Origin of the sequence: Cellulomonas carbonis, assembly GCF_014636275.1 — a bacterium.
Classification (GTDB): Bacteria; Actinomycetota; Actinomycetes; order Actinomycetales; family Cellulomonadaceae; genus Actinotalea; species Actinotalea carbonis.
On the sequence record NZ_BMEB01000001.1, the window covers coordinates 236592 to 262024 of the forward strand.

A 25433-nucleotide genomic window follows, 5' to 3' on the forward strand; every position below is an offset into this window, starting at 1 on the left:
ATGCCCGGCGGAGGGCGAACGCCCTCGAGGTGCGAGACAGTGAGGCGAGCATGGCGACGACGGACGTGCACGACGAGTGGGACGACACCGAGGAGGCCGGCCCGGCTGCGCTGCGGGTCCTGCTCTACAGCACGGACGCGACCACGCGTGAGGCCGTGCGCCTCGCGGTCGGCCGCCGCGTCGCCCCCGACCTCCCGCCCGTCGAGTGGGTCGAGGTCGCGACCGGTCCCGTCGTCGTCCGGACCGTCGAAGAGGGCCGCTTCGACCTGCTCGTGCTCGACGGCGAGGCGGCCAAGACCGGTGGGATCGGCCTGTGCCGTCAGCTGAAGGACGAGATCTTCCGCTGCCCGCCCGTCCTCCTCGTGCTCGGGCGCGCCCAGGACGCGTGGCTCGCGTCGTCGGCCGACCCGGACGCCGTGGTCGCGAAGCCGCTCGACCCGATCGTCGTCCAGGACGCCGTGGCCGGCCTGCTGCGCGCCGCGCGCGCGGCATGACCACGGAGGACCCCGGCCGCCGCTGGTCGGCGCTCCTGGCCGGGCTCCTCGCGAGGCAGGACCTGACGGTCGACGACGCCGGGTGGGTCATGCGCCAGGTCATGCTGGGCGAGGCCAACCCCGTACGGCTCGCCGCGTTCCTGGTCGCGCTGCGCGCGAAGGGCGAGACGGTCGAGGAGCTCACCGGGCTCGTCGAGGAGATGCTCGCCCACGCCCGGCGCATCACGGTGCCGGGGCGCGCGGTCGACATCGTCGGGACCGGTGGCGACATGCACCACACCGTCAACATCTCGACGATGGCGTCGGTCGTCGTCGCGGGTGCGGGAGTCCGGGTCGTCAAGCACGGCGGGCGCGCCGCGTCGTCCTCGAGCGGCACGGCGGACGTCCTCGAGGCGCTCGGCCTGCGGCTCGACCACACCCCCGAGCGCGTCGCCGAGCTCGCGACGGAGGTCGGCATCACCTTCTGCTTCGCGCAGGTGTTCCACCCCGCCATGCGCCACGCCGCGCCGACCCGCCGCGAGCTCGGCGTGCCGACCGCCTTCAACCTGCTCGGACCCCTGACCAACCCCGCGCAGCCGTCCGCGGCGGCGCTCGGCGTGCCGGACGCGCGGCTCGCGGCACTCATGGCGGGCGTCCTCGCCGCACGCGGCACCTCGGCCCTGGTGTTCCGCGGCCACGGCGGGCTCGACGAGCTCGCGGCCACCGGTCCGGCCGAGATCTGGTGGGTGCGCGACGGTGCGGTCGAGCCGCACGTCGTCGACCCCGTCGCCGAGCTCGGTATGACGCCCGTCACCCTCGACGAGCTGCGCGGCGGTAGTCCGGAGCACAACGCCGACGTCGTCAGGCGGGTCGTCTCCGGCGAGCCCGGCGCCGTGCGCGACACGGTGCTCCTGAACGCAGCCGCCGGGCTGGTCGCGGACGGGACCCTTCCCGGCACGGGGTCGGGCACGCTCGTCGAGAGGCTCCAGGCAGGGCTCGTCGCCGCGGCCACGGCTGTCGACGACGGACGGGCCGCGGCGCTGCTGGACCGCTGGATCGAGGCGTCGGCCCGCTGAGCGCGGGTGACCGAGCGGTCAGTCGCCGAGACCCAGGTCGAACGCCTGGTCGAGGTCGAGCGAGGAGTAGGCGCGGAACGCGATGTAGGTCTGCGTCCGCAGGACGCCCTCGACCTTGCTGACCCGGTCCGCGATGACGTCGGCGAGCCGCTCGTGCTCGCGCACGCGGACCATCGCGACGAGGTCCACCTCACCCGTCACCGAGTAGACCTCGCTCACGCCCGGGATCTCCGCGACCTCCGCCGCGATCTCGGGGATCCGGGCAGGCTCGGTGTCGATGAGGACGATGGCGGTGATCATGTGGGGAGTCTCCTCGGTCGGACGTGGCCGTCCCATCATGCCGCGTCGTCGTGGTCGGATCAGGGTGAGACGGGCTCGCCGGCCGTCCCGCGCGCCCGCGTGAGGTCCGGTGCGTCACCGCCCACGAGCTCGGCCATGGGGGATGCGACCGCCGGCGGCCCGACGTCGGGCGTCGGGCGCCACCCCGTACGGCCGACCGCGACCGCTGCCGCCGTCGTCCCGCGGACGTGGAACGCCTCGGCGCCGCGGACGGGGCAGGCCCATCCGTCGCCGACCTCGACGAGTCGTGTACCGGGCTCGTCGAGCCAGGCGAGCACGAGCTCGACCTCCTCCGGGTGAGCCGCCGTGGCCGGGGCGACGGGCGGCTCGACGTGCTCGGCCGTCGCGACGAGGGAGGCGATCGTCGGTCGCGGGTCCGTCCGCGGCGGCGTGGTCGCCGTCGCGCAGAGGCGTCCGTGCCGGACGACGACGACCTCCCAGCCGTGGTCCGCGGACCTGCGCGCGGCGACGAGCTGAGGCGTGCGGGCCATGCGGTCGGAACGCTGCGCACGCGCTGCGCCGCGCAGGAAGGCGTCGAGCCGGTCCCGGACCCCGGCCGCCTCCTCGAAGCGCTCCTCGGCGACGAGCGCGGCGATGCGCTCGGCGTGCGTCTGCACCACCGCGGAAGGGTCGGTGCGCATCGCCGCCCGCGCGGCGTCCACGACCTCGCCGTAGGCCGAGGCGGTCTGGCCGCCCGTGCACGGGGCGCCGCACCTGCCCATGCCCGCGAGTGCGCACTCGGACGCGCCCTGTGCCGGGGTCGTGGGCAGGCGGCCTGCGCACTGGCGGAGCCGGAAGGTGGCGTGGAGCGCCTCGATCGCGAGCAGCGCGTCGGCCCGGCTCGCGTACGGGCCGATGTGGGCCTCGGCATGGGGGCCGGGCGCGTCGGCCCTCACCTCGCGCACGACGGACAGCCGCGGGAACGGCTCGACGGTCAGCCGGACCCACGGGCGCCGCTCGGGGAAGCGGGAGCGACGGTTGTACCGGGGGCTGTGCTCGGCGATCAGCCGGAGCTCCCGCACGCGGGCCTCGAGCACCGTCCCGCACACGACGGGCACGACCTCCTCGGCGAGCCCCACCATCTCGGTCATCCGACGGCGCTTCTCCGCCGCCGTGAAGTAGCTGCGCACGCGGGTCCGGATGGACGTCGACGTCCCGACGTACAGCACCTCGCCCCGGGCGTCGCGGAACTGGTAGACGCCGGGTGCGTCCGGGAGGCCGTCGGCGAGGTGGCGCTTGCGACGCCGCGCGGCGGGCACCGGGTCCGTCGCGGTCGCGAGGTCCTCGAGGTGCGTGATGCCGAGCGGCGCGAGGCGTCCGAGGAGCGCGTGCAGGACGTCGACGGTGGCGCGGGCGTCGGCGAGCGCACGGTGCTCGGGTGTGACGGACGCACGGAAGTAGGCCGCGAGCGTGGACAGCTTGTGGTTGGGGACCTCGTCGCGCAGGACGGCGCGGCGCGCGAGGGCCACGGTGTCGACGACCTGGTTGTCCGGCCACGCGTAGCCGTGCGCGGCCGCGGCCGCCTTGAGGAACCCGATGTCGAACGACGCGTTGTGGGCGACCAGGACGGCACCCCGGATCATCTCCAGGAAGGACGGCAGGACCTCCCGGATCGACGGCGCACCGCGCACCATCGACGTGGTGATGCCGGTCAGCGCCGCGATCGCCGCGGGGACGGGGCCGCCCGGGTCGACGAGCGTCTGGAGCTCGGCGAGCACCTCGCCGCCGCGGACCTTGACCGCGCCGATCTCGGTGATCCCGCACGTCGCCGGGCTCGCGCCGGTCGTCTCGAGGTCGACCACGACGAACGTCACGTCGCGCAGGGAGGTCCCGATCTGCTCGAACGTCGGCTGGACGCCGCGCTGCGGGGGGCATGCGCCCTGTGCCGCGTCCCCGGGCGCACGCCCCTGGCGGGGCGACGCGGCGACCTGGGGGCTCGACATGCCGCAGACCGTAGGCGTCGGCACCGACACGCGGCGCAGCGACCCGCCGGGCGCGGGACGAGGGGCCGGGACGCCCCGTGCGCGCACCCACGGCGCTGCGGCCCGGGAACGGACCCACGGCGCCGGGGTCGCGGGCCACGTGTCGGTGGTGGGTCGTAGCGTCCCGCGCATGATCATCGACTGCGGGACCTGCAGCGTGCGGGGCGACGCGTGCGCCGACTGCGTGGTGACCTTCCTGACCATTCCCGTCCGCGCCGGCGCCGACGCCTCCGGGGCACGGCCAGGCGCTCCGGGGCGGGCGGCGTCGACCGCACCGTGCGCGGGGGCGCACGTCGCTCAGCGGGTCCACCTCGACGAGGCGGAGCGCAGGGCCATCGAGGTGCTGGCGTCGTCCGGGCTCGTGCCGCCGCTGCGTGCGGTCCGGGCCGGGTGACGTGACGGGGTGTGGTCACGGGTCGGACCCGTCACCACACCCCGTCGGAGTCGGTGCACGTCACGCTCGCGCGGTCGGCGCGAGCGTCAGCAGGGGTCAGCTGTGCGCCTCCTGAGCCGCGCCGCTGTAGATCTTCTCGATCGCGTCCGTGAAGTCGGCGACGACCCGGTTCCGCTTCACCTTGAGCGACGGCGTGAGGTAGTCGTTCTCGACGGTGAAGTCGGTCGTGAGGACGGTGTACCTGCGGATCGACTCCGCGCGGGAGACCGCCTTGTTGGTCCGCTCGACGGCACGGTCGAGGGCTGCGAGCACCGTGGGGTGCTTCGCGGCGGTCGCGACGTCCATCTCGGGCAGGTCGTGCGTCGCGAGCCAGCCCGGGAGCGCCTCGGCGTCGAGCGTGATCAGCGCGCCGATGAAGGGCTTGGCGTCGCCGACGACGACGACCTGGCTGACGAGCGGGTGCCCACGGAGCCGGTCCTCCAGGACGGCCGGTGCGACGTTCTTGCCGCCGGCCGTGACGATGATCTCCTTCTTCCGCCCGGTGATCCGCAGGAAGCCGTCCGCGTCGAGCGACCCCAGGTCACCCGTGCGGAACCAGCCGTCGACGAAGGCGTCGGCCGTCGCCGCCGGGTTGTCGTGGTACCGCGCGAACACGTGGGGACCGCGCACCAGGACCTCGCCGTCGTCGTCGACGCGGATCGAGCAGCCCGGCAGGGGCGGCCCGACCGTCCCGATCTTCGTCGCGTCCGGCAGGTTCACCGACGTCGGAGCCGTCGTCTCCGTGAGCCCGTAGCCCTCGAGGACGTGGAGGCCGACGCCGCGGTAGAAGTGGCCGAGGCGCTCGCCGAGCGGCGCGCCGCCCGAGATCGCCCACGACGCCTGCCCGCCGAGCGCCTTGCGGATCTTCGACAGGACGAGCACGTCGGCGACCTTGTGCTGGAGGCGCAGCCAGGGGCTCGGGCCCCGAGGTGCGTCGAGCGCACGGCTGTAGACGATCGCGGTCTTCGCGGCGCGCTGGAAGATCGCTCCCTTGCCCCCGGCCGCGGCCTTCTGCTCGGAGGAGTTGTAGACCTTCTCGAAGACGCGCGGCACGGAGAGGATGAACGTCGGTCGGAACTCGCCCAGGTCCGCGACGAGCGTCTTCGTGTCGGGGGAGTGGCCGAGCGTCGCACCGGCGGCGACGACGAGGATCTCGATGAACCGCGCGAACACGTGCGCGAGCGGCATGAACAGGAGCGTGCGCGAGCCCGGGGGGCAGACGCGCTCGCCGAGCTTCGCCACGGCGTTGCGGGACAGGACGACGAAGTTGCCGTGCGTCAGCTCGGCGCCCTTCGGGCGGCCGGTCGTCCCGGACGTGTAGATGATCGTCGCGACGTCGGCGAGGCGGGCGGCCGCGCGCCGACGGGCGATCTCGGCGTCGTCGACCTCGGCGCCGTCCGCGACCAGTGTCTCGATCGCGCCCTCGTCGATCACGAGCACGTCCCGCAGGGCGGGGGCGTTCGCCCGGATCTCGTCGACCACCGCCGCGTGCGCGGCGGTCTCGACGACGAGCACGCGGACGTCGGCGTCCGTGAGGATCCACTCGACCTGCTCGGCCGAGGACGTCTCGTACAGGGGGACCGGGACGCCGCCCGCCGCCCAGATCGCGAAGTCGAGCAGCGTCCACTCGTACCGCGTGCGGCTCATGATGCCGACCGTCTGGCCCACCTCGACGCCCCGCGCGACGAGCCCCTTCGCGACGGCGACGACGCGCGAGTCGAACTCGCGTGCGCTGATCGGGACCCAGGCGGCGCCGGGTCCGGCCTTGTGCTCGATGAACGGTGCGTCGCCGTGCTCGGCGACGCGCGTGGCGAGAAGGTCGTTGATGTTCTCGGAGGGGGGGACCTCGACGAGGAGTGGGGTGCTGTGCTCGTCCATGCTGACTCCAGTGGCAGGTGGATGATGTCGAGAACAGTACCGATTCCGCACTGCACGGGCGGACGCGTCGGCGGAAGGGGCCGAAGGTCCCGGGCAGGGCCACCTCCACGTCACCCGACCGGCCCTCGACGCCACCACACGCCGCGGCGGGGCCGGTCGTCCCGCCCGCCCCACGCCCCGTGTCGGTAGCCTCCTGGGGCGGCGAGCCCTCGCCCGACCCGAGGCAGAAGGACGGACATGTACGCGATCGGTGTGGACATCGGCGGGACGAAGATCGCCGCGGGCGTGGTCGACGAGGAGGGGACCATCCTCGCGCGGGCCAAGCGGCGTACCGAGGCCCTCGACGCGTCGGAGATCGACCGTGCGGTCGCGGACCTGTACCTCGAGCTCTCCGCCGAGCACCCCGTCGGCGCGCTCGGCGTCGCCGCTGCGGGTTTCATCAGCTCCGACCGCAGGACCGCCCTCTTCGCGCCCAACGTCGCGTGGCGCGACTACCCGCTGCGGGACCGCGTCGCGGAGCTCATCGGCGACCCGACGCTCCCCGTCGTCGTCGAGAACGACGCGAACGCCGCCGGCTGGGCGGAGTTCCGGTTCGGCGCCGGCCGTGACGTCGAGGACATGCTCCTCCTCACGGTCGGCACGGGTCTCGGTGGCGCGCTCGTCGTCGACGGGCGCCTCGTGCGCGGTGCCTGGGGGGTCGCGGCCGAGGTCGGGCACATGCGGGTCGTCCCCGAGGGGCACCTGTGCGGCTGCGGCCTGCGGGGGTGCTGGGAGCAGTACGCGTCCGGCTCGGCGCTCGTCCGCGAGGCCCGTGCCGTCGCGTCGACGCAGCCAGACCGGGCGGCGCGCCTCCTCGAGCTCGCGGGCGGGAAGGCGGCCCGCGTCGACGGTCCCTCGGTCACGCAGGCGGCACGCGAGGGCGACGCGCTCGCCGGTGCGCTCCTGGCCGACCTCGGTCGCTGGGTCGGGGCCGGCTCCGCGAGCGTCGCGGCGCTCCTGGACCCGGCGCTCGTCGTCCTCGGCGGGGGCGTCGCCGACGCGGGCCCGCTCCTGCTCGAGCCAGCGCGCGAGGCGTTCCTCGCGAACCTCTCGGGCCGCGGCTACCGGCCGGAGGCGCGGCTCGAGCTCGCGTCGATGGGCAACGACGCCGGCATCGTGGGCGCGGCCGACCTGGCCCGCATCTGAGGTCCGCGGCGGTCCCGGCGTCAGACGACGGCGCCGGGGCCGTCGTCGTCCCGGCGGTCCGGCATCCGCCACAGCAGGAGCGCGACCGCCGCGACGAACCCTGCCGCCGCCACCTGCAGGACGACCCGCGGCAGGTCGTGCCACGCGACGAGGGCCAGCAGGAACAGCGCGGGCACCGCGACCACGACGGCCCACGCCATGGTGAGCAGCGGGTCGCCGCCGAGCACCGGACCGGGGTCGGGCGGCTCGAAGTGCTCCTCCTGCTCCTCGACCGCCGGGTCCGGCGTCCACGTGCGGGGGTCGCCGCCACCGCGCAGGTCGGCGACGATCTCCTCCCAGCGGCGGTCGACGTCGTCGGGGTCCGGGCCCGTACCCTGCTCGTCGTCCCGGGGCGCGACGGCGTCGGGCTCGTCGGCGTCGTCCGGGCGTGCGGCCATGCAGAGCACTCTAGAGTCGGGAACGCGCTGCGCGAGATCGCGCGGTCTGCGCAGCGGGAGGGTGGGGCGTTGTTCTACTGGTTGATGAAGCGGGTCGTGGCCGGACCGCTCCTGCGCGGCATGTTCCGGCCGTGGGTCCGCGGCGCCGAGAACGTCCCGGCGACCGGCGGTGCCATCCTCGCGAGCAACCACCTCGCGGTCATCGACTCGTTCGTGCTCCCGCTCGTCCTGTCGCGCAAGATCCGGTTCATCGGCAAGGCGGAGTACTTCACGGGCACCGGGGTCAAGGGGCGCCTCAAGGCAGGGTTCTTCCGCGGCGTCGGCACGATCCCCGTGGACCGCGGCGGCGGCAAGGCGAGCGAGGCGGCCCTGCGCACCGGCCTGGAGGTGCTGCGCTCGGGCAACCTGTTCGGCATCTACCCCGAGGGCACGCGCAGCCCCGACGGCCGCCTGTACCGCGGGAAGACCGGGGTGGCGCGTCTCGCGCTGGAGTCGGGCGTGCCCGTGGTCCCGGTCGCGATGATCGGCACGGACGTCGCGCAGCCGATCGGGACCGTCATCCCCAAGCCGGTGCGCATCGGCGTCGTGATCGGCGAGCCGCTCGACTTCAGCCGGTACAAGGGCATGGAGAACGACCGGTTCATCCTCCGGTCGGTCACGGACGAGATCATGTACGCGCTCATGAGCCTGTCCGGCCAGGAGTACGTCGACATCTACGCCGCGACCGCGAAGGCACGCATCGCCGCGGGCCACTCGCCCGACGAGGCCCCGGCGCCCTCGACGGCGGCCCCCGGCGGACGGCCCGCGCCCGACGTCCAGGTTCCGGTCCCGCCCGAGGGCGACGACCAGCCGTCAGTAGGATGACCGCGGGTCGCGCGAGCGGCCCCAGGGACCTACGACCCGGTGCCGGGTCGGCACCCGTGCCCCATGCTGCGGGGCGTTCGTCAGACCTCCAACGGAAGGTGTTCCCATGTCGGTTCGTCGCGTCGCCCTGCTGACCGCCGGAGGCTTCGCCCCCTGCCTCTCGTCCGCCGTGGGTGGCCTGATCGAGCGCTACACGGAGATCGCGCCCGACGTGGAGATCATCGCCTATCAGCACGGCTACCACGGCCTGCTCCGCGGCGACAAGATCGTGGTCGACGCCGAGGCGCGTGCGAAGGCCGGCGTGCTGCACCGCTTCGGCGGGAGCCCGATCGGCAACTCGCGCGTCAAGCTGACGAACGCGAAGGACTGCGTCAAGCGCGGGCTGGTCCAGGAGGGTCAGGACCCGCTGCACGTCGCGGCGGAGCAGCTCAAGGCCGACGGGGTCGACGTCCTGCACACCATCGGCGGCGACGACACGAACACGACGGCGGCAGACCTCGCGGCGTTCCTGCACGAGAACGACTACGAGCTGACCGTCGTGGGCCTGCCGAAGACGATCGACAACGACGTCGTGCCGATCAAGCAGTCGCTCGGTGCGTGGACCGCCGCCGAGGAGGCGGCCGGCTTCGCCGCCAACGTCATCGGCGAGCACCGTTCGGGCCCGCGCATGCTCATCGTCCACGAGGTCATGGGTCGGCACTGCGGCTGGCTGACCGCCGCCGCCGCGGCCGAGTACCGCCGGTGGCTCGACCGTCAGGAGTGGGTGCCGAGCCTCGGGCTGTCGCGCGAGCGCTGGGACGTGCACGCCGTCTTCCTGCCCGAGCTGGCGCTCGACATCGACGCCGAGGCCGCGCGTCTGCGCTCGATCATGGACTCCCAGGGCAACGTCAACATCTTCCTGTCCGAGGGTGCGGGGATGCACGAGATCGTCGCGCAGCTCGAGGCCGCGGGGGAGACCGTGGAGCGCGACCCGTTCGGTCACGTCAAGCTGGACACGATCAACCCCGGTCAGTGGTTCGCGAAGCAGTTCGCGGAGAAGCTCGGCGCCGAGAAGGTCATGGTCCAGAAGTCCGGGTACTACTCGCGCGCCGCGGCGGCGAACGCCGAGGACCTCCGCCTCATCAAGTCGATGACCGACCTCGCGGTCGAGTGCGCGCTGCGCGGCGAGTCGGGCGTGATCGGCCACGACGAGGAGGACGGCGACCGCCTCAAGGCGATCGCGTTCCCGCGCATCGCGGGCGGCAAGGCGTTCGACGTGTCGCAGCCGTGGTTCGGCGCGCTCCTGGAGTCGATCGGGCAGCCGCTCGTCCCGGCGGCGTCGTCGTGAGCGTCGAGGCCGACCCGAAGGTCCTCGCGGGGCTCGACGCCTGGCGGGACCTGCCGAGCCGGCAGCAGCCCACCTGGCCCGACCCCGTGGCTCTCGAGCGGGCCACGACGGACCTCGCGGCGCTGCCCCCGCTGGTCTTCGCCGGTGAGGCGGACGTCCTGACCGCACACCTCGCGGCGGCCGGGAGGGGCGAGGCGTTCCTCCTCCAGGGCGGCGACTGCGCGGAGACCTTCGCCGAGGCGACGGCTGACAACATCCGGAACAAGATCAAGACGATCCTCCAGATGGCCGTCGTCCTCACCTACGGCGGCAGTCTCCCGGTCGTGAAGATGGGGCGGATGGCGGGGCAGTACGCCAAGCCGCGGTCGAGCGACGACGAGACGCGCGACGGCGTCACGCTCCCCGCGTACCGCGGCGACGCGGTCAACGCGCACGACTTCACGCCCGAGGCGCGCGAGCCGGATCCCGGCCGCCTGGTCGAGGCCTACAACCGAGCGGCCGCGACGCTCAACCTGATCCGCGCGTTCACCACCGGGGGTTTCGCCGACCTCCGGCGCGTGCACGAGTGGAACCGCGGGTTCACCGCCAACCCGGCGTACGCCCGGTACGAGGAGGTCGCGGCGGAGATCGACCGCGCGATGCGGTTCATGGCCGCGTGCGGGGCCGACTTCGACGCGCTGCGCACGGTCGAGTTCTTCGCCAGCCACGAGGCGCTGCTGCTCGACTACGAGCGCAGCCTCACGCGGATCGACTCACGCACGGGGACGCCGTACGACTGCTCGGCGCACTTCCTGTGGATCGGCGAGCGGACGCGTCAGCTCGACGGCGCCCACGTCGACTTCCTGTCGCGCGTGCGGAACCCGATCGGCGTCAAGCTCGGTCCGACGACGAGCGCCGACGACGCCCTCGCGCTCATGGACCGGCTCAACCCGTCCGACGTCCCCGGCCGGCTCACCTTCATCACGCGCATGGGAGCGGGGCGAATCCGGGACGCCCTCCCTCCGCTGCTCGAGAAGGTCACCGCGTCGGGGCGGCCCGTGACCTGGGTCTGCGACCCCATGCACGGCAACACGATCACCGCGTCGAGCGGGTTCAAGACGCGCCGGTTCGACGACGTCCTGGACGAGGTGCGCGGGTTCTTCGAGTCGCACCGCGCGGTCGGTTCGGTGCCCGGTGGGCTCCACGTCGAGCTGACCGGTGACGACGTCACCGAGGTGCTGGGCGGGAGCGAGGCGATCGATGACGAGGGGCTCGCCCGCCGTTACGAGACGCTCGTCGACCCGCGCCTGAACCACCAGCAGTCGCTCGAGCTCGCGTTCCTCGTGGCGGAGATGATCCGCGGCAGCTGAACGGCAGCCCGCCTGACGGGGCGGCACCCTCTCGGGAGGGTGCCGCCCGAGTCGTGCCGGAACCCGTCTGACGTCTCCCCGCGCACCGGGTGGTGGGCCGCGGCGAGGACGACGGCCCGCGGCGAGGACGACTGACCGCGAGCGGACTCCCCCGAGCGGGTCGGACGGCCAGGTCAGACGACGGCGAGCGTGACCGTCGAACCCTTGGGGATCGCGGAGCCGGGCGTCACGTCCTGCGTGCGCACGGTCCCGAAGAACCCGCCGAGGACGTCTTCGCGGACCACCACCAGACCGAGCTGCTCGAGCTGCTGGCGAGCCTCGCCGAACTGCTTGCCGACGACGTCGGGGACCTCGACGAGTGGTGGGCCCTGCGACACGGTGACGGTCACCGTGTCGCCACGGAAGCCCTCCGTCCCGGGGGCGGGTGCCTGCGCCATGACGGTGCCCTTCGGGTACTGCTCGCTGAAGTCCTGCTGCTCCGCCACCACCAGCCCGTCCGCCTCGAGCTGCGCGCGCGCGTCGGCGAGGGGGACGCCGACCACGGAGATCACCGTGACGGGGGCCGGCCCGTCGGACACGGTCAGGGCCACCTCCGTGCCGACGGGCAGCGACGCGCCGGGTTCGGCGGACGCGCTCAGGACGGCACCCGCGGGCACCGTGTCGTCGTACGCGGACTCCGGTTCGGGGACGACGAACCCCGCCTCCTCGAGGGCGGCGGTCGCATCCGCGACGGGCGTGCCGACCAGGTCGGCCGGCACCACGCGGAGGTCGGGGCCCTTGCTGACGACCAGCTCCACCGTCCCGTCCCGGTGGACCCGCTCACCCGCAGCGGGGTCGGAGTCGACGACGAGCCCCTCGGCGACGACCGGGTCGAACGCCTCAACGGCCGTCGATCCGATGCCGAGCTCGTCGAGCGCCGCCTCCGCCTCGGCCTGCGTGGTGCCGGCGAGCCCGGAGGGGACGGTCGTCCACGCCCCGGGACCGCTCGTCCAGTACCAGACGAGCCCGATCCCGGTCAGGGCACCGATCGCGACGACCGCGAGGACCGCCGTGACCCGGCGCCGCCACCTGCGCACGTCGTCGGCCGGCTCGGCCCCCTCGGTGCGGTCGTCCCGACCGTCGTCGACGAGGTCGACGGCACCCACGGGCAGCGCGACGGTCCGACCGCGCTCCGAGCGCTCGCGTGCGACCCCGGTGAGCGCGGCGGTCGCGTCCGAGTCACCGGCGGCGTCGGGCGTCTCGGCCGCGTCCTCGGACGGCGTGACGTCGGCGCGCCGTGCCAGCGTGCCGTCGTCGAGCGCCGCGCGGGTGCGGCGGAGCATCGTGAGCGCCGCGCCGGCCTCGGCCGGACGCTCGTCCGGGTCGCGTGCCGCGAGAGCCTGGACCAGCTCGTCGAGCTCGACAGGGAGCCACGGCACGACGTCGGACGGGCCGGGGACGTCGTCGTTCACGTGCTGGTAGGCGACCTGGATCGGGGTGGCGCCGGTGAACGGCTGGCGCCCGGTCAGCATCTCGTACAGCAGGATGCCGACCGCGTAGACGTCGGTGCGCGCGTCGCTCGCACCCTGCGTGACGAGCTCGGGCGCGAGGTAGGCGACGGTGCCGAGCACGGTACCCGTAGCCGTCGCACTGGCCTCGGTCACCGCCCGGGCGAGGCCGAAGTCGGCGACCTTGACGCGCCCGTCGTCGGGCACGAGCACGTTCTCGGGCTTGATGTCACGGTGGACCAGGTGCGCGCGGTGCGCGACGGCCAGCGCGTCGAGCACCGACTCCGTCACGCGCAGGGCCTCGCCGACGGTGAGCGAGCCCTCGGTCGTCAGCCGGCGCCGCAAGGTCGGGCCGTCGACGTACTCCATCGTGAGGTAGCTGGTCTCGCCGTCGACGCCCTGGTCGTAGACGCCGACGAGCCCGGGGTGCGTCAGCCGGGCCGCGGCCCGGGCCTCGCGGCGGAACCGCGCGACGAAGTCCGACCCGCTGGCGCCGTCGGCCAGGTGCGGGTGCATGACCTTGAGCGCGACCTCGCGGTCCAGGCGGCGGTCGGTCGCGAGGTAGACCGTCGCCATGCCGCCGCGCGCGATCCGGGACAGCACCTCGTACCGGCCGTCGACGACGTGGCCGATGAGCGGGTCGGTGAGCGTGGCTGCCACGGCGGCAGTCTACGGTCGGGCTCCGCCCGGGCCCGTCAGGCGAACCGTGTCATGAGCGTCTGGACGCTCGCGACGTAGCGACGGGTGTCGGGGTACATGCCGTTGCGGCGGACGCCCGCGAGGCCCTGGTAGTAGCCCGCGATCGCGGTCTGCGTGTCGGGCGCGGAGGCGACGAGCTGGCGGAGGATCGCCACGCCGGCGGTCACGTTGTCGTGCGGGTCGAGCAGGTTGAGCTGCCGGCCGACGAGCTGTGAGGCCCACTCGCCCGAGGAGGGGATGACCTGCATCGTGCCGATGGCGTTGGCGGGGGAGACCGAGGCGTGGTTGAAGCCGGACTCCTGGTAGGCGATCGCCAGCGCGAGGGCGGGGTCGACGCCCATGGCGCGGGCGGTGTCGGCGACGAGGGCCCGCATCTCCGCCTTGCTCGGCACGCCGGTCGCGAGGAGCGTCGCCTTGTTGAGGTTCGCCGAGCTCACCGTGGCCTCGGGGTAGGTGCGGCCGGCGAACGTGTTGCCCACGAGCGTGGTCGGGGCGGCCGCCGTGCCGGTCGGGACGCTGAGCGTCTGGCCGATGCGGATCGTCGCGCGCGCGTCCAGGCCGTTCGAGCGCACGACGGCGTCCGTCGTCGTCCCGTAGCGCGCCGCGATTTCCGACACGGTCTCACCGGCCGTGACCCGGTGGCTGGTCGACGAGACGGCGCTGGGGGCTGCGGCGGGCGCGGCGGCTGGGGCGCTCGTCGGCGACGCGCCGGGCACCGTGAGCGTCTGGCCGACGCGGATCGTCGCGCGCTCGTCGAGCCCGTTGGCCCGGACGATCGCGGCGACCGACGTGCCGTGCCGCGCGGCGAGCGCGCCCACCGTGTCGCCTGCGACGACCCGGTGGGTCGCGGAGGTCGCCGTGACCGTCGTGACGGCGCTGGGCGCCGGCGCGGCGGCGCCCGGGATCGTCAGCTGCTGGCCGATCCGGATGAGTGCGCGCGCGTCGAGGCCGTTGGCCTGCACGATCGCGCTCGTCGTGGTCCCGTAGCGCGCGGCGAGCCCGGACACGGTGTCACCCGCGGCGACGCGGTGGCTGCCTGCCGTGGGCGCGCCCGGCTGGGTGGGGACCGCGGCGACGGTGGGGATGGTGAGGCGCTGACCGATCCGGATGGTCGCGCGCGAGTCGAGCCGGTTCGCGCGGACGATCGCGTCGACGGAGGTCGCGCTCCGCGCGGCGATGTGGCTCACCGTGTCGCCCGGTCGGACCGTGTACTCCTCGGCCGCGGCGGGAGTGGCGCCGGCAGCCACGGTGGCGACGGCGAGCGCGATGCCCATGCCCGTCCCGCCCGCGGCGCGCAGGCGGGTGGAGGAGGGCGACGGCGACGCGGCGCGCGAGTGGCTCTGGGTCATGAGAGGTGGTCCGTCCCTGGGGCTGGTGAGACTGCTGGTGCACGTGTGACTGAAGTGACAGAAGAGACGGTAGCCGAGGTCGGCGCGTGCTGGAAGGTCGGGATGCCCTTCGGACACCTCCGAGCCGGACTGCGTACGCTGACCGGGTGACCGACCTCGACACCCTCGTGCAGGAGTGGCTGCCCCTTCCCGACGTCGCCGAGCGCATCGGCACCGACGTCGGGTCCGTCCGTCGGATGGTCCAGGAGGGCCGCCTCCTCGCCCTGCGGCATGGTGAGCGGAACGTGCTCAGCGTCCCCGCGGACTTCCTCGTCCCCACGGGGGACGAAGGTCGGTGGCAGGTCGTCCCCGCGCTCGCCGGGACCCTCACTCTGCTGGCGGACGCGGGCTTCACGACCGAGGAGGCGGTGCGCTGGCTCTTCCGGCCGGATGCCACCCTCGAGGCGCTCGGGACCGGGGCCACGCGGCCGCGGACGCCGGTCGAGGCGCTGGCCGCGGGCCACAAGACGGAGATTCGGCGACGGGCTCAGGCCGAGGCCCTCTGAGGGCCGTCGGTCGTGCGGCCCCTCCGCGGGGAGGCCCTTGGGGCTGAGCCCGGGCGCGAGGTCCGTCGGCTCCCGGTCTCTCCGGGGGTCAGGCCTGGCGCGTGACGGCCGAGCGTCCCAGACGCACGAGCATGTCCTGCCCGGCCGGCTCCAGCTCGGCCGCCGCAAGCTCCGCGAGCGCGGGACCGGCCAGCTCGTCGATGAGCGCCTCCACGTCGGCGACCGCCCCGCTGCGGACCATCGCAGCGCGCACGCGGTCCACGTCCGCCGCGGCGAGGCCGCGGTCGCCGAGGTGCCTGAGCAGCGTCGCGCGGTCCTCCTCGTCGGCCCGCTTGAGGGTCCGAGCCACGAGCACCGTGCGCTTGCCCTCGCGGAGGTCGTCGCCGGCAGGCTTGCCCGTGGTGGCCGGGTCGCCGAACACGCCGAGCAGGTCGTCGCGCAGCTGGAACGCCTCTCCGAGCGCGAGCCCCGTCCGCCGGCACCGCGCGAGCTCCGCGGGGGAGGCGCCGGCCAGGGCGGCGCCGATCACCATCGGGTGCTCGACGCTGTAACGCGCGCTCTTCGCCCGGATCACCGCGCGCGCACGGTGCTCCTGGTCGTCGGGACCGATCGGCTCGACCTGGGCGAGGACGTCGAGGAACTGCCCGACGGTGACCTCCGTGCGCATCTCGTCGAACGTGGCCCGGGCGGGTGCCCCGACGCGGGCGTCCGTCGTGGCCAGGGCAGCGGCCAGCTCGCGCTCGCTCTCGACCAGCGCGAGATCGCCGAGGAGCACGGCCGCGGCGACCCCGAACTGCTCCGACGGGCCGCCCCACCCGCGACGCGCGTGCTCGGTGGCGAAGTGCCGGTGCGCCGCGGGGCGCCCGCGCCGCGTGTCCGACTGGTCCATCACGTCGTCGTGCACGAGGGCTGCCGCCTGGAACAGCTCGAGAGCCGCGCCGACGCGCAGGACGGTCGCCCGGGACGCGGCCGCGGCGTGCCGACCCGCGGCCCCGCCGTGCGCGTGCCACGACCAGAAGCAGAACGCCGCGCGCAGGCGCTTGCCGCCCTCGGTCGTCGCGGCCATCGCGTCGACCAGCTCCTCGACGCCGGGGCCGTGGTGGGCGAGCTCGGCGCGGAGGGCGTCGAGGTGGTCCCGCAGTGCCTGGTCCACCCCGGCACGGACCCCGTCGACGTCGACGAGGGTGGTCGCGGGGGTCGTCACGGCGACCACCCTAGGCGACGTCGACGGGGCGTCAGCGACCCGCCCGGACGCGACCGCCGATCGTCACGGTGCGTCCGCCGTCCACCTCGAGGACCCCGACGGACACGAGCTCGTCGCCCCCGGACCTCGTGAAGGTCGCCTCGGCCGCCAGCTCCGTCGGCAGCCCCGCGGGCTCTGCCTCGGTGAACCCGGCCGAGACGAGCGCGTCGCGGTAGAGCTGTACGACGTCGTCGACCGACAGCCCGGTCCGCAGGTTCAGGGAGACCTCCTGGACATCGGTCGCCTCGCCGACCGGGACGGCCGACGTCACGAGGATCACCGCGTCGTCGGGCAGGGGGAGCAGGTCGACGGGGAAGTCGGGCACGAGCTCGCCGACCTCCGACCCTCCCGCGTCCTCGGCGGCCGTCGCGCCCTCGTTGCCGGCCGCGGGGTCGTCGCCCGTGTCGTCGCCCGTGTCGTCTGCCGTGTCGTCCGTCTCCTGGGCCGCCCCGAGGCCGTCGGCCGGCGCCTCCTCGTCGGATGGCGCAGCGGTCGCCGCCACGCCGGGGGCGAGGTCGGCGGCCGCGCCGTCCGCCGGCGCGCCCGTGCACCCCATGAGCGACACCCCGAGCGCGGCGGCGGTGACCGCGGCAGCCAAAGGCGACCCGGGTGCGCGCCGGCGGTGCGCGCTGACCCCGCGGCGTCGACCCGGCATGGCTTCACGGTAGTCCTGGTGCCGGCCCGTCCGCCCCTGCGCCCGCGGGTGAGTCGACGGCGCACGTCGCGCCGATCGCTCTCCACAGGCGTCGGCCCTCGCGAGCGTGCACAGGCACCGCTGGCCGGCGGGCACGGCCACGGCCCCGGATGGTCGGGTCGCGCCATGACAACGACCATCCGCACGAGCGAGCCCCGTGAGCTCCTCGCCCTCGTCCCGTTCCAGCTCGGATTCCAGCCGCAGGAGAGCGCCGTCGTCATCAGCGTCAGGACGCACCGCTCACGGGTCGGCATGGTCGCCCGCGTCGACCTGGCCGACCTCGCGTGCCCGGTGCGCGGACCGGAGGTGGCACGTGCGCTCGTCGCGCACCTCGTCGCGGACGGCGCGCGGTCGGTGGTTCTCGTCGTCTACACCGCGGCCGACCTGCGTGGGGCGGACGCGCCGACGGCGGCGTCGCTCGTCGGGAACGTGACCCGAGCGACGGATGGCCTGCTCGACGGGCCCTCGACGTGGGTCGTCACCCCGGTGGGGTGGTACGGGCTGGACTGCTCCGACGACACGTGCTGCCCGCCCGGGGGCAGGCCCCACGCGGAGCTCGAGTCGACCGCGGTGGGCGCGGAGATGGTGCTGCGCGGAGCCGCGATCGCTCCGTCGCGGGCGGGCCTCGGTGCGGTCGGCGACGCGTCGGCGCCCGCCCGGCGGTCGGCGCGCCGGGCAGCGGCGCGGTGGGCCGACCGGGCGCGCGCCGCGACCTCGCCGTCGGAGCTGCACCGCTGGCGGCACGCGGGGCTCGTCGAGTGGCGGGCGACCCTGGAGGCGGCGTGCGCGGGGCGCGCCGAGGTCCGACCCACGGTGCTCGGCCGCCTCCGCGCGTCGCTCGACGACGTGCTGGTGCGCGACGCGGTGCTCCTCCTCGTCGTCCCGTGCGACGAGGACCTGCCCGACCGCGTCGTCGCAGGGGACGTGGGTGCGGACGTCGGCGACGCGTTGCGTGCCCTGGTCGACCCGTCCGGCGGCGTGCCGCCGGACGTCGAGACCTGCCGTGCCGTCGGCGGGGTCCTCGCGCGCGTCGCGGCGCACACCACGGGCGGACGGCACGCGCCGTCGCTCACGCTGCTCGCCGTCCTCGCGTGGTGGTCCGGGGACGGGGCGCGGGCCGCCGTGCTGCTCGAGCGGGCGCTCGAGGCCGAGCCCGCGTACCGGCTCGCCCGTCTGGTCGAGGAGGCGGTCGTCGCGGGGATGCCCCCAGGGTGGCTCGCCCGGGGGCGCGTGTGACGTCGAGCACGTCGTCCCGGCTCTCATCCGGTAGCGTCGGCGGGACGGAGGCGGTGACGTCCCGGTGCCGAAGGAGGACCGATGAGTGTCGTGGTCGGCTATGTGGCGACCCCCGAGGGGTCCGCTGCGCTCGACGTGGCCGTGGTCGAGGCCCGCAGGCGTGGCGTCCGCCTCGTCGTCGTCCTGAGCGAGCGGGGCCAGCGGTTCGGCTCGGACCCGGTCGACCTCGAGCGGCAGGCGGAGGACGTCCGCGCGCGCCTCGCCGACGCGGACGTCCCGTCCGAGGTGCGCCAGACCGTGCGCGGCCGGGACGTCGCGGACGACATCATCGGTGCGGCGGTGGGGGAGTCCGCCGAGCTGATCGTCATCGGGCTGCGTCGTCGCAGCCCGGTCGGCAAGCTGATCCTCGGGTCCAACGCCCAGCGGATCCTGCTCGACGCGCCGTGCCCCGTCCTGGCGGTCAAGCCCACGGCGAGCTGAACGCTCACCCGTCCGGGCGCCGCGCGGACCCGCGGGGCCGACCGGGGGAACCCTCGGACGTTACAATGGTGGTTCGTCTTCCCGGACCTTCCCTCCGAGCCTGGTGCGCCGAAAGGTTCTCTGTTGTCATCTCAGACCCCCCGTCATGCCCTCCCGCGCGAGTTCGACAGCCCTGCCCTGCAGGACCTCGTCCGTCGTGGCCGTACCCACGGCTCCGTCGACGCCGAGTCGCTCCGCTCCGCGTGCGAGGCCGCTGACGTCCCGCCGGCCCGCCTCCGGGCGGTGCTGCGCGGCCTGAAGGACGCCGGCATCGAGGTGCAGGAGCCGACCGCACGTCCCGCGGTCGCCGCGGCCACGACGCGCCGCTCGAGCGCGACCACCGTCAAGGCGCCGGAGGCCGACGCCGCGACCACGCGCTCACGGACCTCCACACGCGCCGCCAAGGCCGGGACCGCCGTCGCCGGGTCCGAGGCCGACGAGGCGCCGGCCGGCCGGCCCACGCCCGCTCGCAGGTCGGCCGCGGCCGCCAAGCCGGCGAAGGGCGCCGCGAAGGCCACCTCGAAGGGCAAGGCCGTCCCGGCGGGCGACGCCGACGCGGACGTCGACGACGACGCGGCGGACATCGACGACGTCGTGGTCGAGGTCGACGAGGACGTCGAGGTCGACGTCGAGGTCGAGACCGACGACGACGAGGCCGCGACCGAGACGGGCCCTGAGGACACCGAGGACGCGGAGGCGGCCGCGCCGGCCGCCGCGCCCGCCGCCGCGCCCGCGGCGGAGGAGGAGGCCGAGGACACCGGCTTCACCTACTCGGACGCCGACGACGACGACGCGCCGGCGCAGCAGGTCGTCACCGCAGGTGCGACGGCCGACCCTGTCAAGGACTACCTCAAGCAGATCGGCAAGGTCGCCCTCCTCAACGCCGAGCAGGAGGTCGAGCTCGCCAAGCGCATCGAGGCGGGCCTGTTCGCCGAGGAGAAGCTCGCCTCGACGAACAACGTCGAGCCCAAGCTCCGCCGCGAGCTCGAGTGGATCGCCCAGGACGGTCGTCGGGCCAAGAACCACCTCCTCGAGGCCAACCTGCGCCTCGTCGTCTCGCTCGCGAAGCGGTACACGGGGCGCGGGATGCTCTTCCTCGACCTGATCCAGGAGGGCAACCTCGGCCTCATCCGTGCGGTCGAGAAGTTCGACTACACCAAGGGCTACAAGTTCTCGACCTACGCCACGTGGTGGATCCGCCAGGCGATCACCCGGGCGATGGCCGACCAGGCGCGGACGATCCGCATCCCGGTCCACATGGTCGAGGTCATCAACAAGCTCGCGCGCGTCCAGCGGCAGATGCTCCAGGACCTCGGCCGTGAGCCGACGCCCGAGGAGCTCGCCAAGGAGCTCGACATGACGCCCGAGAAGGTCGTCGAGGTCCAGAAGTACGGGCGTGAGCCGATCTCGCTGCACACCCCGCTCGGCGAGGACGGCGACAGCGAGTTCGGAGACCTCATCGAGGACTCCGAGGCGATCGTCCCCGCGGACGCGGTGAGCTTCACGCTCCTGCAGGAGCAGCTGCACCAGGTCCTCGACACGCTGTCCGAGCGTGAGGCGGGCGTCGTGTCGATGCGCTTCGGCCTCACCGATGGTCAGCCGAAGACGCTCGACGAGATCGGCAAGGTCTACGGCGTCACGCGCGAGCGGATCCGGCAGATCGAGTCCAAGACGATGTCGAAGCTCCGTCACCCGAGCCGGTCGCAGGTCCTGCGCGACTACCTCGACTGACGTGTCGCGCACCGTCACGGGGATCCTGCTCCTCGTGCTGGCCGTCGTGGCAGCGGTCTCGGTCGCGCTCCTCGGACGGCGCGACGGGCACCTCGACGGTCTGCTGGGCGCGGTGGTCGTGGTCGCCGTCCTGGCGGCTGCGGCCGTCGTCGTCGCCGACGTGCGTCACGCGCGTCGGCGTCGGGCCGAGAGGCTGCGCGAGCCCGCCGGCGACCGCGCGAGCGGGCGGTCGAACGGGCGTGTCGGGCTGGGAGGTTCGGCGACGCGCTGACGCGACGGTCGAGGACGTGACGGTCCACGACGCGCTGACGCGACGGTCGATGACGCGCTGATGCGTCGGGGCGAGAGGGCGTCCGTCCCCGTCTCGTCGGCCGAACAGCCGCACAGTCGTCGACGACCGTTCAGCCGCCGCCTCCTCCTCCGTCGACGTTGGGCCACCCGCCTCGCCTGTCGACGGACGCTCAGCCGCCCACCCCGTTGGCGGCCGAGACGAACCACGTCGCGGCCGCGGCGAACGCGAGGGTCAGCTCGACGAGGAGTCCGAGCGCCGTGGCGCGCAGCGCCACCCAGGCGGAGCTCCGGGCCGCGGGGACGTCACGGAGGCGCCAGTACTCGGCGGCGAAGAGGCCGCCGGCGAAGAAGAGGAAGAGCCCGAGGACCGGGATCACGAAGAACCCGACGACGCCGGCCAGGCCCGCCAGCACCAGCGTCCTGCGCGGGGCCCCCGAGGCGGCGACGCGCGTCCCGGTGATCACGTAGGTGGCGGCGTTGCCCGCGACGAGCAGGGCGACCACCACCGCCGCCACGACCCAGCCGCCGACCGTGCCGGCGTCCAGCGCCCACAGCAGGACGGCGACCCCGATGAGCAGCGACCCCGGCAGGACAGGGACGACGATGCCGACGAGACCGACCAGCACGGCGAGGCCGACGATGCCGTCGACGAGGTCCATGGGCACTCCGGTGTGGCGGGACGCCGCAGGGCCCGACCGGGTGGAGCCGGCCGGGCCCTGCGAGACGTCGTGGTGGTGTCAGCGAGCCGGGGCGCCGTGCTCCTCGAGGATGCGGTCCGTCTCGTCCTGGATGTCGACGGCGACCCCGGCGAAGGCCGAGGCGTGCCGACGAGCGTGGTGGGCGCAGAACAGCAGGTCACCGCTGCCCAGCACCACACGGACATAGGCCTGCGCACCGCAGCGGTCGCAGCGGTCGGCCGCAGTCAGCGGGCTTCTCGTCGTGGTCGTCACGTCGTCCATGAAACCACCCGGTCAGGGGTGCGTCGTGCCGAGGGCCCCGGAATTCGCTCCCGGCGTACCGGCGGCGTCCGTCGGCACGTCCTCCCCGGGGTGGGCGCGGTGAGCGTCTAGGCTCGGAGCCCGTGACCACCACGCTGTCCGAGTCGAGCTACACCGCGCGCCACCTCTCCGTCCTGGAGGGGCTCGAGGCGGTCCGCAAGCGCCCGGGCATGTACATCGGCACGACCGACTCCCGCGGTCTGATGCACTGCCTGTGGGAGATCATCGACAACTCCGTCGACGAGGCGCTCGGGGGTCACTGCGACCGCATCGACGTCGTCCTGCACGCCGACACGTCGGTCGAGGTCCGGGACAACGGTCGCGGCATCCCGGTCGACGTCGAGCCGAAGACCGGGCTGACCGGGGTCGAGGTGGTGTTCACCAAGCTGCACGCCGGCGGGAAGTTCGGCGGCGGCTCGTACGCCGCGTCCGGTGGACTGCACGGCGTGGGCGCGAGCGTCGTCAACGCGCTCTCGGCGCGGCTCGACGTCGAGGTCGACCGCGGCGGTCGCACGCACCGGATGACGTTCCACCGCGGCGAGCCCGGCCGCTACGCCGACGGAGCGGTCGCGGACCCCGAGTCGCCGTTCACGCCCTTCGTCGAGGCGTCCGAGCTCAGCGTGGTGGGGAAGGTGCCGCGCGGCCGGACCGGCACGCGCGTGCGCTACTGGGCCGACCGCCAGGTCTTCCCGAAGAGCGCGGTCTTCTCCTACGACGAGCTCGTGGAGCGCGTCCGGCAGACGACGTTCCTCGTACCCGGGCTGACCGTGACCGTGCGCGACGAGCGAGGCCTCGCGGGCACACCCGGCGCCGACGGGCCGCACGAGGAGACCTTCGTCCACCACGGCGGGACGATCGACTTCGTCGAGTTCCTCGCGCCCGACAGCGCCATCACGGACACGTGGCACCTCACCGGGTCCGGGACGTTCACCGAGACGGTGCCCGTGCTCGACGACCGGGGCCACCTCACCTCGCAGCCCGTCGAGCGCACGGCCGAGGTCGACGTCGCGCTGCGGTGGGGGACGGGCTACGAGACCGAGGTCAGGTCGTTCGTCAACATCATCGCGACGCCCAAGGGCGGCACGCACCTCGCGGGGCTCGAGCAGAGCCTGCTCAAGACCCTCCGGAAGGTCGTCGAGGCGAACGCCCGGCGGCTCAAGGTGTCGACCAAGGACTCCGCCGAGCGGATCGAGAAGGACGACGTGATGGCCGGGCTCACGGCGGTGCTCACCGTCCGGCTCGCCGAGCCGCAGTTCGAGGGTCAGACGAAGGAGGTGCTCGGCACCGGACCGGTGCGGGGGATCGTCGCTCGTGTGGTCGAGAAGGAGCTGACGGCGCTGCTGACGTCGACGAAGCGCGACCACAAGGCGCAGGCGAGCCTGCTCCTGGACAAGGTCGTCGCCGAGATGCGTGCCCGGCTGTCGGCGCGCAAGCAGAAGGAGATCTCGCGGCGCAAGAACGCGCTCGAGAGCTCGGCGCTGCCTGCCAAGCTCGCGGACTGCCGCTCCGACGACGTCGACCGCAGCGAGCTGTTCATCGTCGAGGGGGACAGCGCGCTCGGCACCGCGAAGCTCGCCCGGAACTCCGACTTCCAGGCGCTCCTGCCCATCCGCGGGAAGATCCTCAACGTCCAGAAGGCGTCGATCTCCGACATGCTCCGCAACGCGGAGTGCGCCGCGATCATCCAGGTGATCGGCGCGGGGTCGGGACGCAGCTTCGACCTCGAGGCGGCGCGCTACGGGAAGATCGTGCTGATGACCGACGCGGACGTCGACGGCGCGCACATCCGGACCCTCCTGCTCACGCTGTTCTTCCGCTACATGCGGCCCCTCGTCGACGCAGGGCGCGTGTACGCCGCGGTGCCGCCCCTGCACCGCGTCGAGGTCATCGGCGCCGGGTCACGCCGCAACGAGTACGTCTACACGTACTCGGAGGCCGAGCTGGCGTCCACGCTCGCGCGCCTCCAGCGCTCGGGTCGGCGCTACAAGGACGACATCCAGCGCTACAAGGGCCTGGGCGAGATGGACGCCGACCAGCTCGCCGAGACGACCATGGACCCTCGGCACCGGACGCTGCGCCGGGTGACGGCACAGGACGCCGCGGCGGCCGAGCGCGTCTTCGAGCTGCTCATGGGCTCCGACGTCGGCCCCCGGCGCGAGTTCATCGTCGCCGGCGCGGCACAGCTCGACCGGGCACGGATCGACGCATGACGACGGTGCCCGGAGGGACGACCGCGGCCGGCGGGGCCGCGGAGGAGCCCGAGGCCGTCGCCCCGCTGGCGGTCCGAGCCGACGCGCCCGAGGTCCTCGAGCTGCCCCCCGCGCACCTCGAGCTCGCCTGGCGGCCCCTGACGCCCGCCGACGCACCGGCGCTGCACACGCTGCTCCAGGCGATCGAGACGGTGGACCAGTCGCCTCAGCGGACCTCCGAGCCCGAGGTGGTCGACCTGCTCGAGGGCGACTGGAAGGACCTGTCGACCGACTCGATCGCCGGGTTCGACGACTCCGGCACCATGCGCGCCTACGCGCTCGTCGAGGTCCGTCCCGGGGACCGACGCACCGTCCGGGCCTTCCTGCGGGGCGGCGTCCACCCCGTGTGGCGGTCCCGAGGCGTCGGGCGGGCCGTCCTCGCGTGGATGGAGGGCCGCGGGCGCCAGATGCTCGCGGAGTCGGGCAAGGACCTGCCCGCACGCCTCGCGGTCTACGTCGACGAGCACATGCGCGACCAGCGACGCCTCTACGCGGCCGCGGGCTTCAGCCCGATCCGCTGGTACATCCACATGCGGCGCGACCTGCGGGCCCCGCTGCCCACCGTGCGCGAGCCCGAGGGCATCCACGTCGGCCCGTGGGCGCCGAGCCTCGACGAGGCGGTCCGCCTCGCCCACAACGAGGCGTTCCTCGACCACTGGGGTTCCGAGCCGCAGACCGCGCAGACCTGGCAGCAGCACCGCAACCACTTCGCGCCCGAGTGGAGCTTCGTCGCCGTCGACACCGCAGGCGGTCGCGAGCAGGTCGCGGGATACGCGCTCTCGGGGCGCTACGAGCACGACTGGCCGGTGCTGGGCTACACGTGCGGCTACACGGACCTGCTCGGCGTGCGCCCGGCCTGGCGTGGTCGACGGCTCTCCGTGTCGCTCCTCGCCCGCGTCATGGAGGCCTACCGGGACGCCGGCATGCAGTACGCGACGCTCCTGGTCGACACCGCGAACCCGTCGGGTGCCCACGGGCTCTACGAACGCCTCGGGTACGAGGCGACGCACGGCGAGGTGCTCTACAGCGTCGAGATCTGAGCGGCTTCC

Annotated in this window: 24 protein-coding genes; 14 read left to right on the forward strand and 10 right to left on the reverse strand. The window is 74.1% G+C overall.

Annotated features, from left to right (window positions below; genetic code table 11):
* Nucleotides 1-50 precede the first annotated feature (50 nt).
* Nucleotides 51-494: a response regulator gene (locus IEV86_RS01065; RefSeq protein ID WP_052426233.1), complete on the forward strand. Its 444-nt coding sequence runs from the start codon at nucleotides 51-53 to the stop codon at nucleotides 492-494.
* Nucleotides 491-1549: an anthranilate phosphoribosyltransferase gene (gene trpD, locus IEV86_RS01070; RefSeq protein ID WP_043606909.1), complete on the forward strand. Its 1059-nt coding sequence runs from the start codon at nucleotides 491-493 to the stop codon at nucleotides 1547-1549. The genes IEV86_RS01065 and trpD overlap by 4 nt, the downstream gene beginning before the upstream one ends.
* An 18-nt stretch (nucleotides 1550-1567) precedes the next feature.
* Here the strand turns inward: trpD and IEV86_RS01075 are convergent, their stop codons facing one another.
* Together IEV86_RS01075 and IEV86_RS01080 are read right to left on the reverse strand one after the other, a co-directional pair.
* On the reverse strand, nucleotides 1568-1849 hold the full coding sequence (locus tag IEV86_RS01075; protein ID WP_043606907.1) for an Lrp/AsnC family transcriptional regulator: 282 nt from the start codon (nucleotides 1847-1849) through the stop codon (nucleotides 1568-1570).
* Nucleotides 1850-1908: 59 nt separating this feature from the next.
* Nucleotides 1909-3831, reverse strand: coding sequence for a DEDD exonuclease domain-containing protein (locus tag IEV86_RS01080; protein WP_081978745.1), 1923 nt, complete (start codon nucleotides 3829-3831; stop codon nucleotides 1909-1911).
* Nucleotides 3832-4000: 169 nt separating this feature from the next.
* Between IEV86_RS01080 and IEV86_RS01085 the strand changes: the two genes are divergently transcribed.
* Complete coding sequence (locus IEV86_RS01085) at nucleotides 4001-4264, forward strand: hypothetical protein (protein ID WP_043606932.1); 264 nt, start codon at nucleotides 4001-4003, stop codon at nucleotides 4262-4264.
* Nucleotides 4265-4360: 96 nt separating this feature from the next.
* Here the strand turns inward: IEV86_RS01085 and IEV86_RS01090 are convergent, their stop codons facing one another.
* On the reverse strand, nucleotides 4361-6181 hold the full coding sequence (locus IEV86_RS01090; protein ID WP_043606904.1) for an AMP-dependent synthetase/ligase: 1821 nt from the start codon (nucleotides 6179-6181) through the stop codon (nucleotides 4361-4363).
* A 237-nt stretch (nucleotides 6182-6418) separates the two neighbouring features.
* On the opposite strand from IEV86_RS01090, the gene IEV86_RS01095 reads away from it, so the two are divergent.
* On the forward strand, nucleotides 6419-7366 hold the full coding sequence (locus IEV86_RS01095) for an ROK family glucokinase (protein ID WP_043606901.1): 948 nt from the start codon (nucleotides 6419-6421) through the stop codon (nucleotides 7364-7366).
* A 20-nt stretch (nucleotides 7367-7386) separates the two neighbouring features.
* On the opposite strand, the gene IEV86_RS01100 is transcribed toward IEV86_RS01095, so the two are convergent.
* Nucleotides 7387-7803 carry a hypothetical protein gene (locus IEV86_RS01100; protein WP_152605660.1) on the reverse strand — a complete coding sequence of 139 codons (417 nt, stop codon included), beginning with the start codon at nucleotides 7801-7803 and terminating at the stop codon, nucleotides 7387-7389.
* Between the two features lie 69 nt (nucleotides 7804-7872).
* Between IEV86_RS01100 and IEV86_RS01105 the strand changes: the two genes are divergently transcribed.
* The 3 genes from IEV86_RS01105 (at nucleotide 7873) to IEV86_RS01115 (ending at nucleotide 11343) form a co-directional block, all read left to right on the forward strand.
* A complete protein-coding gene (locus IEV86_RS01105; protein WP_052426231.1) occupies nucleotides 7873-8667 on the forward strand; it encodes a lysophospholipid acyltransferase family protein in 795 nt (264 codons plus the stop codon).
* Between the two features lie 106 nt (nucleotides 8668-8773).
* Nucleotides 8774-9994: a pyrophosphate--fructose-6-phosphate 1-phosphotransferase gene (locus IEV86_RS01110; protein WP_043606896.1), complete on the forward strand. Its 1221-nt coding sequence runs from the start codon at nucleotides 8774-8776 to the stop codon at nucleotides 9992-9994.
* On the forward strand, nucleotides 9991-11343 hold the full coding sequence (locus tag IEV86_RS01115; protein ID WP_043606894.1) for a class II 3-deoxy-7-phosphoheptulonate synthase: 1353 nt from the start codon (nucleotides 9991-9993) through the stop codon (nucleotides 11341-11343). The genes IEV86_RS01110 and IEV86_RS01115 overlap by 4 nt, the downstream gene beginning before the upstream one ends.
* A 173-nt stretch (nucleotides 11344-11516) precedes the next feature.
* Here the strand turns inward: IEV86_RS01115 and pknB are convergent, their stop codons facing one another.
* Both pknB and IEV86_RS01125 read right to left on the reverse strand, forming a co-directional pair.
* Nucleotides 11517-13490: a Stk1 family PASTA domain-containing Ser/Thr kinase gene (gene pknB, locus IEV86_RS01120; RefSeq protein ID WP_043606892.1), complete on the reverse strand. Its 1974-nt coding sequence runs from the start codon at nucleotides 13488-13490 to the stop codon at nucleotides 11517-11519.
* A 35-nt stretch (nucleotides 13491-13525) separates the two neighbouring features.
* Entirely contained in the window at nucleotides 13526-14878 is a 1353-nt protein-coding gene (locus tag IEV86_RS01125; RefSeq protein WP_043606889.1) for a LysM peptidoglycan-binding domain-containing protein, read from the reverse strand.
* 146 nt (nucleotides 14879-15024) lie between these two features.
* On the opposite strand from IEV86_RS01125, the gene IEV86_RS01130 reads away from it, so the two are divergent.
* On the forward strand, nucleotides 15025-15423 hold the full coding sequence (locus IEV86_RS01130; protein ID WP_043606887.1) for an Rv2175c family DNA-binding protein: 399 nt from the start codon (nucleotides 15025-15027) through the stop codon (nucleotides 15421-15423).
* A gap of 88 nt (nucleotides 15424-15511) precedes the next feature.
* On the opposite strand, the gene IEV86_RS01135 is transcribed toward IEV86_RS01130, so the two are convergent.
* Together IEV86_RS01135 and IEV86_RS01140 are read right to left on the reverse strand one after the other, a co-directional pair.
* The gene (locus tag IEV86_RS01135; RefSeq protein WP_043606927.1) at nucleotides 15512-16627 is read right to left on the reverse strand and encodes a polyprenyl synthetase family protein; all 1116 of its coding nucleotides are present in this window, start codon (nucleotides 16625-16627) and stop codon (nucleotides 15512-15514) included.
* Between the two features lie 31 nt (nucleotides 16628-16658).
* A complete protein-coding gene (locus tag IEV86_RS01140; RefSeq protein ID WP_152605659.1) occupies nucleotides 16659-17321 on the reverse strand; it encodes a hypothetical protein in 663 nt (220 codons plus the stop codon).
* A gap of 165 nt (nucleotides 17322-17486) precedes the next feature.
* Between IEV86_RS01140 and IEV86_RS01145 the strand changes: the two genes are divergently transcribed.
* From IEV86_RS01145 to IEV86_RS01160, 4 genes are all read left to right on the forward strand, one after another.
* The gene (locus IEV86_RS01145) at nucleotides 17487-18596 is read left to right on the forward strand and encodes a DUF4192 domain-containing protein (RefSeq protein ID WP_188484520.1); all 1110 of its coding nucleotides are present in this window, start codon (nucleotides 17487-17489) and stop codon (nucleotides 18594-18596) included.
* A gap of 81 nt (nucleotides 18597-18677) precedes the next feature.
* On the forward strand, nucleotides 18678-19076 hold the full coding sequence (locus tag IEV86_RS01150; protein WP_043602452.1) for a universal stress protein: 399 nt from the start codon (nucleotides 18678-18680) through the stop codon (nucleotides 19074-19076).
* A gap of 123 nt (nucleotides 19077-19199) precedes the next feature.
* Entirely contained in the window at nucleotides 19200-20846 is a 1647-nt protein-coding gene (locus IEV86_RS01155; RefSeq protein WP_043602449.1) for an RNA polymerase sigma factor, read from the forward strand.
* A 1-nt stretch (nucleotide 20847) separates the two neighbouring features.
* A complete protein-coding gene (locus tag IEV86_RS01160) occupies nucleotides 20848-21117 on the forward strand; it encodes a hypothetical protein (RefSeq protein WP_043602447.1) in 270 nt (89 codons plus the stop codon).
* 190 nt (nucleotides 21118-21307) lie between these two features.
* Here the strand turns inward: IEV86_RS01160 and IEV86_RS01165 are convergent, their stop codons facing one another.
* A complete protein-coding gene (locus IEV86_RS01165; RefSeq protein WP_043602444.1) occupies nucleotides 21308-21796 on the reverse strand; it encodes a DUF456 domain-containing protein in 489 nt (162 codons plus the stop codon).
* Nucleotides 21797-21874: 78 nt separating this feature from the next.
* The gene (locus IEV86_RS01170) at nucleotides 21875-22096 is read right to left on the reverse strand and encodes a DUF7455 domain-containing protein (protein ID WP_043602441.1); all 222 of its coding nucleotides are present in this window, start codon (nucleotides 22094-22096) and stop codon (nucleotides 21875-21877) included.
* 122 nt (nucleotides 22097-22218) lie between these two features.
* Between IEV86_RS01170 and IEV86_RS01175 the strand changes: the two genes are divergently transcribed.
* Together IEV86_RS01175 and IEV86_RS01180 are read left to right on the forward strand one after the other, a co-directional pair.
* Nucleotides 22219-24345, forward strand: a complete 2127-nt coding sequence (locus IEV86_RS01175) for a DNA gyrase/topoisomerase IV subunit B (RefSeq protein ID WP_043602438.1) — start codon at nucleotides 22219-22221, stop codon at nucleotides 24343-24345.
* On the forward strand, nucleotides 24342-25424 hold the full coding sequence (locus tag IEV86_RS01180; RefSeq protein WP_052425802.1) for a GNAT family N-acetyltransferase: 1083 nt from the start codon (nucleotides 24342-24344) through the stop codon (nucleotides 25422-25424). Before IEV86_RS01175 ends, IEV86_RS01180 begins: the two co-directional genes overlap by 4 nt.
* The last annotated feature ends 9 nt before the right edge of the window (nucleotides 25425-25433 follow it).